The 13,181-nt window shown below is 72.6% G+C and carries 11 protein-coding genes and 1 pseudogene; 4 read left to right on the top strand and 8 right to left on the bottom strand.

Features of this window, described 5'->3' with window-relative positions:
• Positions 1 to 60: 60 nt before the first annotated feature.
• Positions 61 to 1,098, top strand: a complete 1,038-nt coding sequence (locus SMA5143A_RS32320) for an NUDIX hydrolase (protein ID WP_107466400.1) — start codon at positions 61 to 63, stop codon at positions 1,096 to 1,098.
• An 82-nt stretch (positions 1,099 to 1,180) separates the two neighbouring features.
• On the opposite strand, the gene SMA5143A_RS32315 is transcribed toward SMA5143A_RS32320, so the two are convergent.
• The gene (locus SMA5143A_RS32315) at positions 1,181 to 2,536 is read right to left on the bottom strand and encodes a dipeptidase (RefSeq protein ID WP_107466399.1); all 1,356 of its coding nucleotides are present in this window, start codon (positions 2,534 to 2,536) and stop codon (positions 1,181 to 1,183) included.
• A 182-nt stretch (positions 2,537 to 2,718) separates the two neighbouring features.
• Between SMA5143A_RS32315 and SMA5143A_RS32310 the strand changes: the two genes are divergently transcribed.
• Positions 2,719 to 3,924, top strand: coding sequence for a geranylgeranyl reductase family protein (locus SMA5143A_RS32310; RefSeq protein WP_107466398.1), 1,206 nt, complete (start codon positions 2,719 to 2,721; stop codon positions 3,922 to 3,924).
• A gap of 155 nt (positions 3,925 to 4,079) precedes the next feature.
• Here the strand turns inward: SMA5143A_RS32310 and SMA5143A_RS32305 are convergent, their stop codons facing one another.
• Complete coding sequence (locus tag SMA5143A_RS32305) at positions 4,080 to 4,529, bottom strand: nitroreductase family deazaflavin-dependent oxidoreductase (RefSeq protein ID WP_107466397.1); 450 nt, start codon at positions 4,527 to 4,529, stop codon at positions 4,080 to 4,082.
• Positions 4,530 to 4,690: 161 nt separating this feature from the next.
• On the opposite strand from SMA5143A_RS32305, the gene SMA5143A_RS32300 reads away from it, so the two are divergent.
• Entirely contained in the window at positions 4,691 to 5,404 is a 714-nt protein-coding gene (locus tag SMA5143A_RS32300; protein WP_107466429.1) for a TetR/AcrR family transcriptional regulator, read from the top strand.
• A gap of 186 nt (positions 5,405 to 5,590) precedes the next feature.
• A pseudogene (locus tag SMA5143A_RS32295) lies at positions 5,591 to 6,117 on the top strand (sensor histidine kinase); the annotation flags it as partial.
• Positions 6,118 to 6,161: 44 nt separating this feature from the next.
• Here the strand turns inward: SMA5143A_RS32295 and SMA5143A_RS32290 are convergent.
• The 6 genes from SMA5143A_RS32290 to SMA5143A_RS32265 all read right to left on the bottom strand — a co-directional run bounded on the left by SMA5143A_RS32290 (position 6,162) and on the right by SMA5143A_RS32265 (position 13,142).
• Positions 6,162 to 6,914 (bottom strand): maleylpyruvate isomerase family mycothiol-dependent enzyme, encoded by a 753-nt coding sequence (locus tag SMA5143A_RS32290; protein WP_107466396.1) that lies wholly within the window; start codon positions 6,912 to 6,914, stop codon positions 6,162 to 6,164.
• 79 nt (positions 6,915 to 6,993) lie between these two features.
• Entirely contained in the window at positions 6,994 to 7,977 is a 984-nt protein-coding gene (gene tgmB, locus SMA5143A_RS32285) for an ATP-grasp ribosomal peptide maturase (RefSeq protein ID WP_107466395.1), read from the bottom strand.
• 17 nt (positions 7,978 to 7,994) lie between these two features.
• On the bottom strand, positions 7,995 to 8,186 hold the full coding sequence (tgmA, locus tag SMA5143A_RS32280) for a putative ATP-grasp-modified RiPP (protein WP_055517641.1): 192 nt from the start codon (positions 8,184 to 8,186) through the stop codon (positions 7,995 to 7,997).
• 178 nt (positions 8,187 to 8,364) lie between these two features.
• A complete protein-coding gene (locus SMA5143A_RS32275; protein WP_107466394.1) occupies positions 8,365 to 9,600 on the bottom strand; it encodes an MFS transporter in 1,236 nt (411 codons plus the stop codon).
• Positions 9,601 to 9,744: 144 nt separating this feature from the next.
• Positions 9,745 to 10,341 carry a short chain dehydrogenase gene (locus SMA5143A_RS32270; RefSeq protein ID WP_107466393.1) on the bottom strand — a complete coding sequence of 199 codons (597 nt, stop codon included), beginning with the start codon at positions 10,339 to 10,341 and terminating at the stop codon, positions 9,745 to 9,747.
• A 515-nt stretch (positions 10,342 to 10,856) separates the two neighbouring features.
• Positions 10,857 to 13,142, bottom strand: coding sequence for a heavy metal translocating P-type ATPase (locus SMA5143A_RS32265; RefSeq protein WP_107466392.1), 2,286 nt, complete (start codon positions 13,140 to 13,142; stop codon positions 10,857 to 10,859).
• Positions 13,143 to 13,181: the final 39 nt, after the last annotated feature.

Genomic DNA, 13,181 nt, shown 5'->3' with positions numbered 1-13,181 from the left:
GCTGGTTTCCGCGTCGTAGTGGAGGGCAAGCCTCAGGGGGTCAACAGAAGAGGGGGAACCGTGATCGTCTGGATCAACGGTGCGTTCGGTGCGGGGAAGACCACCACCGCACGGGAACTGATCGACCTGATCCCGAACAGCACGCTCTTCGACCCCGAGGTCATCGGCGGCGCACTGACGCACCTGTTGCCGGCCAAGCGCCTCGCCGAGGTCGGCGACTTCCAGGACCTGCCGAGCTGGCGTCGGCTGGTGGTCGACACCGCCGCCGCGCTGCTCGCCGAGCTGGGCGGCACCCTCGTGGTCCCCATGACCCTGCTCCGCCAGGAGTACCGCGACGAGATCTTCGGCGGTCTCGCCGCCCGCCGCATCCCCGTACGGCATGTGCTCCTCGCACCGGCCGAAACGATCCTGCGGGAGCGAATAGCGGGGCGGGACATACCGCCTGACCTCCCCGACGGCGAGATGCGGATGCGTCAATGGGCGTACGACCACATCGCGCCCTACCGCGCCGCCCTCGGCGGCTGGCTCACCGCCGACGCCCACCTCGTCGACACGAGCGCCCTCACCCCGTACGAGACGGCGCGGCGCATCGCCGACGCCGTACGCGACGGGGACGTACCCGTGTGCGACATCGTGCAGACCCCCGAGCCGACCGCGGAGACCGTGGCCGCCGGGGTACTGATGTTCGACGACGACGACCGGGTCCTGCTCGTCGACCCGACCTACAAGCCCGGCTGGGAGTTCCCCGGCGGTGTCGTGGAGCCCGGCGAGGCACCGGCCCGCGCGGGCATGCGCGAGGTCGTCGAGGAGACCGGGATACGCCTCGACCAGGTACCCCGCCTGCTCGTCGTCGACTGGGAGTCCCCCTCGCCCCCTGGATACGGCGGACTGCGCCTCCTCTTCGACGGCGGCCGCCTCGACGCCGCCGGGTCCCAGCGGCCCGTACTGCCCGGCCCCGAGCTGCGCGGCTGGCGCTTCGTCACGGAGGAGGAGGCCGCGGACCTGCTGCCACCGGTCCGCTACGAACGGCTGCGGTGGGCCCTGCGGGCCCGGGAGCGGGGCGCCGCGTTCTATCTGGAGGCGGGCGCCCCCGTGTGACGGCCGCCCCTGCCCCGTGCACGAAAGGCGCGTCCGGCGCCCCCGGTGGGCGGCGGTGCCGCCCCGGGGACGCCTCGTCCGCTCAGCTCGCCGCGTACTCCGTCAGGAACAGCGCCTCCGTGACCGCCATGCGCTCCAGCTCGTCCGGCGACACACTCTCGTTCACCGCGTGGATCCGCGCCTCCGGCTCGCTGAGGCCGATGAGGAGGATCTCGGCCCGCGGGTAGAGGGCGGCGAGGGTGTTGCACAGCGGGATCGAGCCGCCGTGGCCCGCGTACTGCATCTCCTGGCCCGGGTAGGCGACGGCCATGGCCGCGGCCATCGCCTCGTACGCCGGGCTGGAGGTGTCGGCGCGGAAGGCCTGGCCGTGGCCGATCGGCTCGCAGCTCACCCGGGCACCCCACGGGGTGTGCGCCAGGAGATGGGCCTCCAGCAGCTTCATCGCCTCCTGGACGTCCCCGCCCGGCGGGACCCGCAGCCCGATCAGCGCGCGGGCGCTCGCCTGGATCGACGGGGTCGCCCCGACCACCGGCGGGGCGTCGATGCCGAGCACGGTGACGGCGGGGCGCGCCCAGATCCGGTCGGCGACCGTGCCGGACCCGACCAGTTCGACACCGTCGAGCACCTTGGCGTCCTCACGGAACCGCTCGTCGTCGTACTGCAGACCGTCCCAGGTGCCGTCGCCCGCGAGCCCGTCGACGGTCGTCGTGCCGTCGGCGGCGCGCAGCGAGTCGAGGACGCGGATCAGCGCGGCCAGCGCGTCGGGCGCCGCGCCACCGAACTGCCCGGAGTGCAGGTTGCCCTCCAGGGCGTCGATCCGTACCCGCATGAGGATCATGCCGCGCAGCGACGCGGTGACCGTCGGCAGCCCGGCACGGAAGTTGCCGGCGTCGCCGATGACGACGGTGTCGGCCGCGAGCAGCTCGGGGTGCTGTTCCGCGTACTGCTGGAGCCCGCCCGTACCCATCTCCTCCGAGCCCTCGGCGATCAGTTTGACGGTGACGGGGACGCCGCCGTTCGCCTTGAGCGCGCGCAGCGCCAGCAGATGCATGATCACGCCGCCCTTGCAGTCGGCGGCACCGCGCCCGTACCAGCGTCCGTCCCGCTCGGTCAGCTCGAACGGCGGTGAGACCCAGGCGGCCTCGTCCAGCGGCGGCTGCACGTCGTAGTGCGCGTACAGCAGGACGGTCTTCGCGCCCTCGGGTCCCGGCAGGCAGCCGTACACGGACTGGGTGCCGTCGGGGGTGTCGAGCAGGGCCACGTCCTGGAAGCCCTCGGCCCGCAGCGCGTCGGCGACCCAGTTCGCGGCGCCCTCGCTCTCGCTCCTCGGGAACTGGTCGAAGTCCGCCACCGACTTGAAGGCCACCAGCTCGGTCAGCTCCTCCTTCGCCCTGGGCATCAGTGAGGCGACGGTCTCGGCGACCGGGTGCGACGACATGGGCACGCTCCTCGTGGGTGCGACGTTGTGCTTCTGTGGGTGTGCGTACGTACGCGCGTACCCGGTGTATCGGTGTAGGGCGCACGCGCTGCCGATCCTCCCACAGCGACTCTCGGTGACGACCGCCGTAGGATGCGTGGGAAAGGTGCGGCAGGCGGCTGGATCGGGAGCAGTAGACCATCGTGAGCAGCGAGAACTCTTCGGCGGACGACGTACAGCGGGTGTGGGACGTCGTCGTGGTGGGCGCGGGGCCCGCGGGGGCTTCGGCCGCCTACGCGGCGGCGGTCGCGGGACGCAGCGTCCTGTTGCTGGAGAAGGCCGAACTGCCCCGGTACAAGACCTGCGGCGGCGGCATCATCGGCCCCTCGCGGGACGCACTGCCGCCCGGCTTCGAACTGCCCCTCAAGGACCGCGTGCACGCCGTCACCTTCTCCCTCGACGGCCGCTACTCCCGTACGCGCAAGTCCAAGCAGATGCTCTTCGGGCTGATCAACCGGCCCGAGTTCGACCAGCAGCTCGTCGAGCACGCGCAGAAGGCCGGCGCCGAACTGCGCACGGGCGTCACGGTCACCCGTGTCGAGCAGCACGGCTCTGCCGTACCGGACCGCCGCACGGTCGCCGTCGTCCTCCAGGGCGGCGAGACGCTGCTGGCGCGGGCCGTGGTCGGCGCGGACGGCAGTGCCAGCCGCATAGGGGCGCACGTCGGTGTGAAGCTGGACCAGGTCGACCTCGGCCTGGAGGCGGAGATCCCCGTCCCGGAGACCGTCGCCGAGGACTGGAAGGGCCGCGTCCTCATCGACTGGGGCCCCATGCCCGGCAGTTACGGATGGGTCTTCCCCAAGGGGGACACGCTGACGGTGGGCGTGATCTCCGCGCGCGGCGAAGGCGCCGCCACCAAGCGGTACTTGGAGGACTTCATCGGACGGCTCGGTCTCGCCGGCTTCGAACCCAGCGTCTCCTCCGGGCACTTGACGCGCTGCCGCGCCGACGACTCGCCGCTGTCCCGGGGGCGGGTGCTGGTGTGCGGGGACGCGGCGGGGCTGCTGGAGCCGTGGACGCGTGAGGGCATCTCGTTCGCGCTGCGCTCGGGGCGGCTCGCGGGGGAGTGGGCGGTCCGTATCGCCGAGGCGCACGACGCGGTGGACACCCGGCGGCAGGCGTTGAACTACGCGTTCGCCGTCAAGGCCGGCCTCGGCGTCGAGATGAGCGTCGGCAAGCGTCTGCTGATCGCCTTCGAGCGGCGGCCCGGCCTGTTCCACGCGGCGATCACCGGCTTCCGGCCCGCGTGGCGCGCGTTCGTCGACATCACGCGGGGCTCGACGTCGCTGGGCGAGATCGTGCGCACCCACCCGATCGCCCAGCGCGCGCTGACGGCGTTCGACCGTTAGGCGTGCTGGGGCTGGGGCTGGGGCTGGGGCTGGGGCTGCCGCTCGGGGGTGGCTGGATGGACGGGGCTCCGGCGTGTGTGTGGGGCGGGGCCGGGCGGGGGCCGATCCCGGTCGCGTTGCGGTGCGCTGTCCTCCGGTCCGCGCCTCGCGGCCGGTCACTTCTTGATGGTGATCCGGAAGACGGGGTGCTTCGGGGCGGCGGCGAGCAGTTCCTCGTCCGTGGAGTCGGCGTTGACCTCACCGAAGAAGCGGCCCACCTCCCAGCCCCACTTCTTGAGGTAGGTCCGCAGGACCACCGGCTTCTCCTCGTCGGGCAGCTCGACCGCCGTGAACTCCTGCACCCGGCGCCCCACCTGGAGCCGGCCCCCGCCCGCCGCCCGCATGTTCCGCACCCACTCGGAGTGGCCGCGCGCCGAGACGAGGTAGGGGCCGCCCTCGTACGGCAGCGGGTTCACCGGCAGACGTCGCCACTCGCCGCTCTTGCGACCGCGTACGGACAGTTCCGCCGTACCGAGGAAACTGACGCCTCGCCGGGCGAGCCAGCCGATGGCGTTGTTGACGGCGCGGTCGACGGCGCTGACCTTGATGTAGTGGGTCGACGACATGGTCCCCTCCTGGGGTGCTCGGTGAGCCGTTGAGAGAGCGGTGCTCTCGCTTGAGAGCAGTGTGCACGGGACTGGTGCTCCAAAGCAAGAGCAGTGCTCTCTTTTGTGCGCGCTGCACTCGATTGTGTGCAGTGCTCTGCCTCTGTGGCACACTGCTGCACATGAGCACCGCACAAGGAGCCCGCGCCCGCGCCCGGACCGAGGTCACCGCCGCGATCAAGGACGAGGCCCGCAGCCAGCTCGCCGCCGAGGGCGCCGCCAAGCTGTCGCTCCGCGCCGTCGCCCGCGAGCTGGGCATGGTCTCCTCAGCGCTGTACCGCTACTTCCCCAGCCGTGACGAACTGCTCACCGCGTTGATCATCGACGCGTACGACTCCCTCGGTGAGGCCGCCGAGGCGGCGTACGCGAAGGTGAGCGGGGAGGGTCCGGCGCGACAGTGGGTCGCCGTGTGCGAGGCGGTGCGGGAGTGGGCGCTGGCACGACCGCACGAGTACGCCTTGATCTACGGCTCGCCGGTCCCCGGCTACACCGCGCCCTCGACGACGGTGCCGGCCGCCGCCCGGGTCGGGCTGCTGCTGATCGGGATCGTGCGGGACGCCTACCAGGACAAGGGTGTCGCCCAGTGGAAGCTGCCCGCGGAGTTGGGGCCCGAGGCGCGGCGCATGGCCGAGGATCTCGCCCCCGATCTGCCGCCGGAGGTGGTCGTCGTGCTGATCGGGGCGTGGGCGCAGCTGTTCGGGCTGGTCAACTTCGAGGTGTTCGGGCAGTTCAACCGGGTTGTCGAGGACCGGGGGACGTTCTTCCGCCATGCGGCGGGCCAGCTCGCCCACCATGTGGGCCTCGTGTACCCGAGGTCCGGCGCGAAGGAGCACTGAGGCGGGCCGGGGCGCGAAGGAGCGCCTGAGGCGCGCCGGGGTCACTCGACGGGGCGAGGCAGGTCGGGCGGTGGAGGCGAGGCAGGCGGGGTGGTCGGGGCGGGTCGGCGTACGTCCCGGGGAGTATGTGTGATCACCTCGCTCGGGTGACGCCGGGGGCGGGGCCCGGCGTCCAGCGTGGCCGTCATGGCGGAGCAGGGTGCGGGAGCGGACGGTTCCCCGGGGTGGGGCGGTGGTGGGCGTCGGCACCGTTGGCACGGTGCGCCGCCGTGGTGGAACCGCCCGGACGGTGACGCGTCGCGACACCCATGGCCCTGGCGCTCGACCCTGGCGTTCACCGTCTTCGCTGGTCGCCTCGAACGCCGCCGACATGCAGGAGGGCGAGCGGGCCCTCCTCGACCCCTTCGCCCGTGTCCTGTTGGCGTTGGCGGCGGCCGGTGGTGGTCGTCTTCGGCACGGCCGCGACCGCCATGGTCTATCTGGGCGCCGGCTACCCGTACGGGCCGGTGTTCCTCACCGTCGCCGTGGGCTGCTTCAGCGCGGTCGCCGGGCACCGCAAGGCCGCCTGGTCGGCGATGGGCGCGCTGTGGGCGGGGCACGTCCTGGTGGCGCACTGGCTGTACGCGTGGCTGCCGCCCGGCGGGGACGGCGCGGCGAGCTGGGGGCAGGAGGGGGTCGTCGTGGCCTGGGGCGTGGCGACCCTCGCGCTCTCGGGTCAGTCAGCGGACACCCCCGGCCGGCCGCGCCGTGGCCACGATCAGCCCATGACGATGCCGGAGTTGTCACGCCACAGTGCGGCGAGCGACGGGTCGCCCGTGACGGACGGGAACGGCACGCGGTTCCAGAGGGAGAGGTAGAGCTGTGACGCGGGGCCGGCGATCTCGCAGTCCACGTCCACCTGCGGGCCGGCGAGGGCGGCTGTGCGGGTGGTGACGGGTGGCTCCGGGCTCAGGCGCACGGTCCAGACGGCCTCCGTGTCCGTCGCCCGCACCCGCAGGACGCGGGGCCTGTCGGTGCGTACCCGGCTCCTCGGACGGGCGTGGAAGGCGAGCAACAGTTCGTCGATGCCGTCGACGGCGAGGGCCGCCGCGGGCCCGGTGGGTGTGCCGCCGAGCGCGGACTGCGCGTCGGCGCGGTGCACGGTCGTCTCGTGCGCCTGGCGGCGGGCCCAGAAGGCCAGCGGGGACGGCGCGGGCAGGAAGCTCCAGCACGCGACGTCGGCCGGTGCGGTGCCCAGGGTGTCGACCAGCCGGCGGTGCCCCTGCTCGTACCAGGCCACCAGCGGCTCACCGTCCAGCTCGGGCTCCGCCCCCGGTGCGCGCGGCACGGGGTGCCCGTCGGCGACGAAACCCGTCGCCCAGCGGTGCACGGTTCCGGTGTGCCGCAGCAGGTCCCGGACCCGCCAGCCCGGGCAGGTCGGGACCTCGGCGTCGGTACCGGCCTCACGCGCGGCCGCCGCCAGCAGACGGCCCTCCTCGTCCAGGGTTCTCATGTGCTCGGCAGTGTCCATGGCGAGAGTCTGCCGGATGGAGTGCGGTCCAGGCCGCCGAACGACAGCGGCCTGGCTGCCGCCCCCTGTCCCCGTGCCGTCAGGGTGTTGCCCGGAGCCGGTCGTCCCGTCGGGTCCGCCGCTCCGGTTCCCGGTGGGTCAGCCAGTCGGCGACGGTCTGGGCGATCGGCTGGTCCGTGTCCATCTCCACGAAGCCGAACTGGCCCGACTGATTGCACTCCAGGAACCACCAGATCCCGTCGGCGTCCTCAGCGAAGTCGAAGGCCCCGTAGGTGAGTCCCGCGTCATGGAGGTAGTCGCGGACGGCGGTGGCCGTGCGCGCCGGGACGTCGACCGGCTGCCAGGGCGCGTCGGAGACGGCGTAGCGGACGTCGACCTCGTCGGGGTGGGCGTCCGGGTGGACCGGCTTGCGGGCGGCCAGTATGCGGTCGCCGACGGCGGTGAGGCGGATGTCGGCGGTCTTGGCGATCCGGCGTTGCAGCAGCGTGGGACCGAAGGCGACCGCGGCGAAGTCCGTGCCGGGCGCGACACGGCTGGTGGGGACCGTCCTGGGCGGTTCCTGCGGGTGGGTGCCGGAGACCGGCTTCACCACCAGGTCCGGGAAGCGCTCGGCGAAGTCCCGGGCGGCCTGCGGGAACGTGGTGATGAGCGTGGCCGGCACGGGCAGCCCGACCTCCTGGGCCTGCCGCAGCTGCCACGGCTTGTGGCGGGCGCGCCGGGCCGCGTCCGGGTCGTTCATCCAACGGGCGCCCGTGGCGCGCAGCATGCCGTACAGGGCCTGTGAGGACTCCTCGGTGAGCCAGCCGGACGGCTCGGCCACCCGGCTGGCGGGAGTCCCCGGCCTGCGCAGCCAGATGGACCGCAGCCCACTCATGCCGACCAGGCGCCCCCCGGCGGACAGATGCCCGCGGAAGGCGCCGTGGACGTACTCACCGGAGAGCGCGACCCCGCCGGGCAGGTCGGCGGGGTCGAGGCGGACCACCGGTACGCCGGTCCGGTTCAGCCGGGCCACCACCAGGTCTGCCGTCACATCCTGTTCGGACGTCAGGATCAGCACCGTCATCTGTCGTATATCCGCGTTCAGTCGTCGAAGTGGGTCTTCGAGCCCGCCGTGGACGTGGTGGCCCCCAATTCCCGCATCAGAGCCAGGTCGTGGGCGGCGATCCGCCCGTCGGGGAGCACGTTCAACTGCAGCCCGGAGTCGTAGGTGTACGGAGCGCTGAACTCCAACTGCTCAGTGGTGCGAGCGTAGTTGAGTACGAACAGTCGCATCGTTTCTCCTTGGTTCGGGACCATCCGGAAAAACGGATGGTGACGCTCCGGCCGCACTCTGTTGGGCCGGGTCGCTGTGCCTCCAGGGAGTTATACGAATCGAACGACTGAATGGTTGCCTCATCTTGTCGGCAGTTTCGACTTGCACCGCCAGGCGTCAAATGGCAACGGTGCGTGGTCATTTCGGCGCCGCGTGCCGTGTGGCGAACGCGATGGCGGAGGCGAACGCGGCGAGTGCGGCGACACTGGTGAGCGCGGCGGGAAGGGAGTGCCATTCGGCCAGGAAGCCGATCGTGGGCGGGCCGAGCAGCATGCCGAGGTAACCGAGCGTGGAGGCGGTGGCCACCCCGCCGGGGCCGGCGAGAGCGCCGGCGCGCTCGATGGCGACGGGGAAGATGTTGGCGAGCCCGAGGCCGGTGACCGCGAAGCCGAGCAGGGTCGCCCACACCGAGGGGGCGAGCGAACCGAGCAGCATGCCGGCCGTGGCGGTGGTGCCGCCGACCACGAGTACACGGGTCCTGCCCAGGTGTTCCAGCAGGGTCGTCCCGGTCAGCCGGCCGACGGTCATGGCGAGCGCGAAGCAGGAGTAGCCGAGGGCCGCGACGCCGGGGGAGGCGTTCAGGTCCTCCTCCAGATGCAGAACGCCCCAGTCGGCCAGCGCTCCCTCGCCGTACGCCGTGCACAGGGCGATCAGGCCGAAGGTGACCACCAGGCCACGGGTGCCCGAGCGGTCGCCACCGTCCGAACGGCCGTCGCCGCCCGCGCGGTCACGAGGCCCCTTCGGGCCGGCCGGTGCGCCGTCCGCGGTGGCGGGCAGGTGTTCCGGGGGCCCCGGGGGCCCCGGGGGCGCGGGGGGCGCGTGGTGCAGCAGGGTGCGTCCCGCGACGGCGGTGACCAGCAGACCGATCACGGTGATCCCGAGCAGATGGCGGGTGGCGGACAGCGACCCCGCGACCAGGCCGCCGAGGCCCGCCCCGATCATCCCGCCGAGACTGAAGGCGGCGTGGAAGCTCGACATGACGGGGCGCCGCAGGGCGGCCACCAGGTCGACGGCGGCGCTGTTGAAGGCGACGTTGATGCCGCCGAAGGCCGCGCCGAAGACCAGCAGGACGGCGCCCAGCGCGAGGGCCGAATGGGTCAGTGGCGGCAGCGACACGCTGAGCGACAGCAGGACCGCGCAGACGACCGTCACGGGGTGGCTGCCGAAGCGGCGGCACAGCCGCCCCGTCAGCATCATCGTGACCACCGCGCCGGCGGACACGCCCAGCAGGGCCAGGCCCAGCGCACCCGGTGACGCGCCTGTCTGCTCCTTCACCGAGGGGATCCGCACGACCCATCCGGCGAAGACGAATCCGTCCAGGGCGAAGAAGGCGGTGATGGCGACGCGGAGCCGGGTGAGGTCGTGACCCGGCACGGCGCTGTGCGAACGGGTTTTGTTTATTTGCGGCACAAAGTCAGGCTAGGTCGGTCCGGGTGGCTGGGCAAGCCTGTTCCCTTCCGGTCCGCGACGCCGGGCGCGGCGCACCCTCGACCTCCGGGAGTGCGCCTCCCGCCGGGGCTACAGGGCGTAGACCTGCCCCGTCTGGGCGCCCTCCACGGAGCGGACGTACGCCTGTGCGACGTCGGCGAGGTCGACCGGGGGCATGCCGGGGAAGTAGTCGCCGTAGTCGGCGAGGGACTCGGTGAACACCGTCGGGCTGATCGCGTTGATGCGCTGCGGGGCGATCTCGATGGCGGCGGCGCGGACGAACGCCTCCACCGCGCCGTTCGCCATGGAGGCCGCGGCGCCGGTGGGAATGGGTTCGCGGGCCAGTACGCCGGTGATGAGGGTGAAGGAGCCGCGCTCGGCGACGCGCGGTATGCCCTGCCGGACCAACTCGATCTGGCTGAGCACCTTGCCCCGGAAGGCGGCGAGGTGATCGTCGGGCGTCAGTTCGGTGACCGGCTTGAACGGCACGTCACCGGCGGCGCTGACCACCGCGTCCAGCCGGCCGGCCCGCTCGTACAGGTCGGTGATCCGCGCGGGGTCGGTGAGGTCGCAGCGCAGATCACCGCCGCCGCGTCCCACGGTGAGGACGTCGTGGCCGCGGCTGGTCAGCGTCTTGTGCACGGCCGTGCCGAGCGTTCCGGTGGCGCCGATGAGGAGAATCTTCATGCCGGGACGCTAAGCCCCGTCGACGTGGGAAGAGAAGTGCCGTCCTGGGATCGCGGGGGATGTGGCGTGTTCGGTACGGGAGTTCGAGCCGGCACGGCCGTGGTCGCTGTGCGTCACCGGAATCGGCTGCCGTGCCTCGGGCCGACGTGGCCCCACGCCCTGTGTTTCGGGAGTGCCCCTTTCGGTGGTGAATTGCTTTTCGCTTTCCTGAGGGATATCCCGTGCCGCGAGCGACGGGTGTGAGTCGACAACGCGGTGATAACGCGCGGGAATGGAGGGATCGCGGTCCGGGCCGGTGAAAGGCCGCAACGTCGTCAAAGACGTTCGCCGGTCCGGTCCATCGGGAGTGATCGCGTGCCCCTCCCGCTGCGCCTGGGGAGTTGTCCGGAAGGTGTTCGCCGATTTCGCCGGGATATCGGGGTGGGGTGGATCGGGGGCGGCGATCGGCGCGGGTTTCGGCGAGGGGCGGCCGCGTCGCGCCGCGTCGGCCGCGACGCGGACCGCCCCTTTCCGGTTCAGTCCGCAGGGCGGTCCGCATGGCTGGAATACGTCGGGTCAAATGTGCGCAGGCGCAGGGAATTACCGACGACGAACACCGAGGAGAACGCCATGGCGGCTCCCGCGATCATCGGGTTGAGCAGGCCGGCCGCGGCGAGCGGCAGCGCGGCCACGTTGTACGCGAACGCCCAGAACAAGTTGGACCGGATGGTGCCGAGCGTCCGCCGGGCGAGGCGAATGGCGTCGACCGCGGCGCGCAGATCGCCCCGGACGAGGGTGAGGTCGCCGGCCTCGATCGCCGCGTCCGTGCCGGTGCCCATGGCCAGCCCCAGATCGGCTCGGGCGAGCGCGGCCGCGTCGTTGACGCCGTCGCCGACCATCGCGACCGAACGGCCCTCGGCCTGGAGCCGCTTGACGACGTCGACCTTGTCCTCGGGCAGGACCTCGGCGATCACGTCCTCGGGCGGGATACCGACCTGACGGGCGACCGACTCGGCCACCGCCCTGTTGTCGCCGGTGAGCAGGATCGGGGTGAGGCCGAGCGCGCGCAGCCCGGCGATCGCGTCCGCGCTGGTCTCCTTCACCGCGTCGGCGACCGCCAGCACCGCCCGTACCTCGCCGTCCCAGGCGACCGCGACGGCCGTACGGCCCGCCGCCTCGGCCTCGGTCCCGGCCCGCCGGAGGCCCTCCGGCAGCTCCAGCGCCCACTCGGCCAGCAGCCGCTCCCGGCCGACGAGGACGGCGTGGCCGTCGACGACTCCCCGGACGCCGAGGCCTGGTACGTTCGCGAAGTCCTCCGGGGCGGGCAGCGAACCGAGCTTCTCCAGTGCGCCGTCGGCGACCGCGCGGGCGATCGGGTGTTCGGAGGCGTGCTCCAGGGCGCCCGCCAGCCGCAGGACGTCGGCCTCGTCGGTGCCGTCGGCGGTGTGCACGGACAGCAGTGTCATCCGGCCCGTGGTGACGGTGCCCGTCTTGTCGAGGACGACCGTGTCGACCCGGCGCGTGGACTCCAGCACCTCGGGGCCCTTGATCAGGATGCCCAGCTGGGCGCCGCGCCCGGTGCCGACCAGCAGCGCGGTCGGTGTGGCCAGCCCCAGCGCGCAGGGGCAGGCGATGATCAGTACGGCGACGGCGGCGGTGAACGCGGCCGTGAGCGACGCGCCGTTGCCGAGCCAGAAACCGAGGGTGCCGAGGGCCAGGGCGATCACCACGGGGACGAACCCGGCGGAGATCCGGTCGGCGAGCCGCTGGGCCGCGGCCTTCCCGTTCTGTGCGTCCTCGACCAGCCTGGCCATCCGGGACAGCTGGGTGTCGGCGCCGATCCGGGTGGCCTCGACGACGAGACGGCCGCCCGCGTTCACGGTGGCCCCGGTGACCGGGTCGCCGGGCGAGACCTCCACCGGCACGGACTCACCGGTGAGCATGGACGCGTCCACCGCGGAGGAGCCCTCGACCACCGTGCCGTCCGTGGCGATCTTCTCGCCGGGGCGCACGAGGAAGCGGTCGCCGACCCGCAGATCGGTGGCGGGCACGGTCACTTCGCTGCCGTCGGGGCGCAGGAGGGTGACGTTCTTCGCACCCAGCTCCAGCAGGGCACGCAGTGCCGCGCCCGCCTTCCGCTTGGAGCGGGCCTCGAAGTACCGTCCGGCCAGGATGAACGAGGTCACGCCGGCCGCGGCCTCCAGATAGATGCTCCCGGAGCCGTCGCCCCGGGCGATGGTCAGCTCGAAGGGGTGGGTCATGCCCGGCGTGCCCGCCGTCCCGAGGAACAGGGCCCACAGCGACCAGCCGAAGGCGGCCAGGGTGCCGATCGAGATGAGGGTGTCCATGGTGGCGGCGCCGTGCCGGGCGTTCGTCCAGGCCGCCTTGTGGAAGGGCCACCCCGCGTAGGTCACCACGGGCGCCGCCAGCGTCAGCGACAGCCACTGCCAGTACTCGAACTGCAGCGCGGGGACCATGGCCATCGCGATCACGGGGACGGCCAGCGCCACGGCGGTCACCAACCGCTGCCTGAGCGGCCGCAGTTCGTCGTCGACCGGTTCCCGCCCACCGTCCCCCTCGGGCTGTGGGGGCTCGGGCTCCCGCGCCGTGTAACCCGTCGCCTCGACCGTGGCGATCAGGTCGCCCACGGAGACGTCAACGGAGTGGCTGACCTTCGCCCTCTCGGTGGCGTAGTTGACCGTCGCGGTGACGCCGTCCATGCGGTTCAGCTTCCTCTCGACGCGTGCCGCGCAGGAGGCGCAGGTCATGTCGCCGATCAGGAGTTCGACCTCGGTGGTGGCGTCGGGCGCGGTGGTGGTCATGGCTGCTGCTCCTCGTACGTCGTGGGCGTGTCGCTCGGG

This window comes from Streptomyces sp. MA5143a, assembly GCF_900290235.1.
In the GTDB taxonomy this organism is placed as follows: domain Bacteria; phylum Actinomycetota; class Actinomycetes; order Streptomycetales; family Streptomycetaceae; genus Streptomyces.
The sequence above is the reverse complement of the archived record's forward strand: the minus strand, read 5'-3'. Positions and strand labels throughout refer to the sequence as shown.

Bases quoted from the DNA above. Each gene is read 5' to 3' on its own strand.
- SMA5143A_RS32315 (WP_107466399.1), bottom strand. From the start codon at position 2,536: ATGTCGTCGCACCCGGTCGCCGAGACCGTCGCCTCACTGATGCCCAGG.
- SMA5143A_RS32305 (WP_107466397.1), bottom strand. From the start codon at position 4,529: ATGTCGTCGACCCACTACATCAAGGTCAGCGCCGTCGACCGCGCCGTC.
- SMA5143A_RS32300 (WP_107466429.1), top strand. From the start codon at position 4,691: ATGAGCACCGCACAAGGAGCCCGCGCCCGCGCCCGGACCGAGGTCACC.
- SMA5143A_RS32290 (WP_107466396.1), bottom strand. From the start codon at position 6,914: ATGGACACTGCCGAGCACATGAGAACCCTGGACGAGGAGGGCCGTCTG.
- tgmB (WP_107466395.1), bottom strand. From the start codon at position 7,977: ATGACGGTGCTGATCCTGACGTCCGAACAGGATGTGACGGCAGACCTG.
- tgmA (WP_055517641.1), bottom strand. From the start codon at position 8,186: ATGCGACTGTTCGTACTCAACTACGCTCGCACCACTGAGCAGTTGGAG.
- SMA5143A_RS32270 (WP_107466393.1), bottom strand. From the start codon at position 10,341: ATGAAGATTCTCCTCATCGGCGCCACCGGAACGCTCGGCACGGCCGTG.
- SMA5143A_RS32265 (WP_107466392.1), bottom strand. From the start codon at position 13,142: ATGACCACCACCGCGCCCGACGCCACCACCGAGGTCGAACTCCTGATC.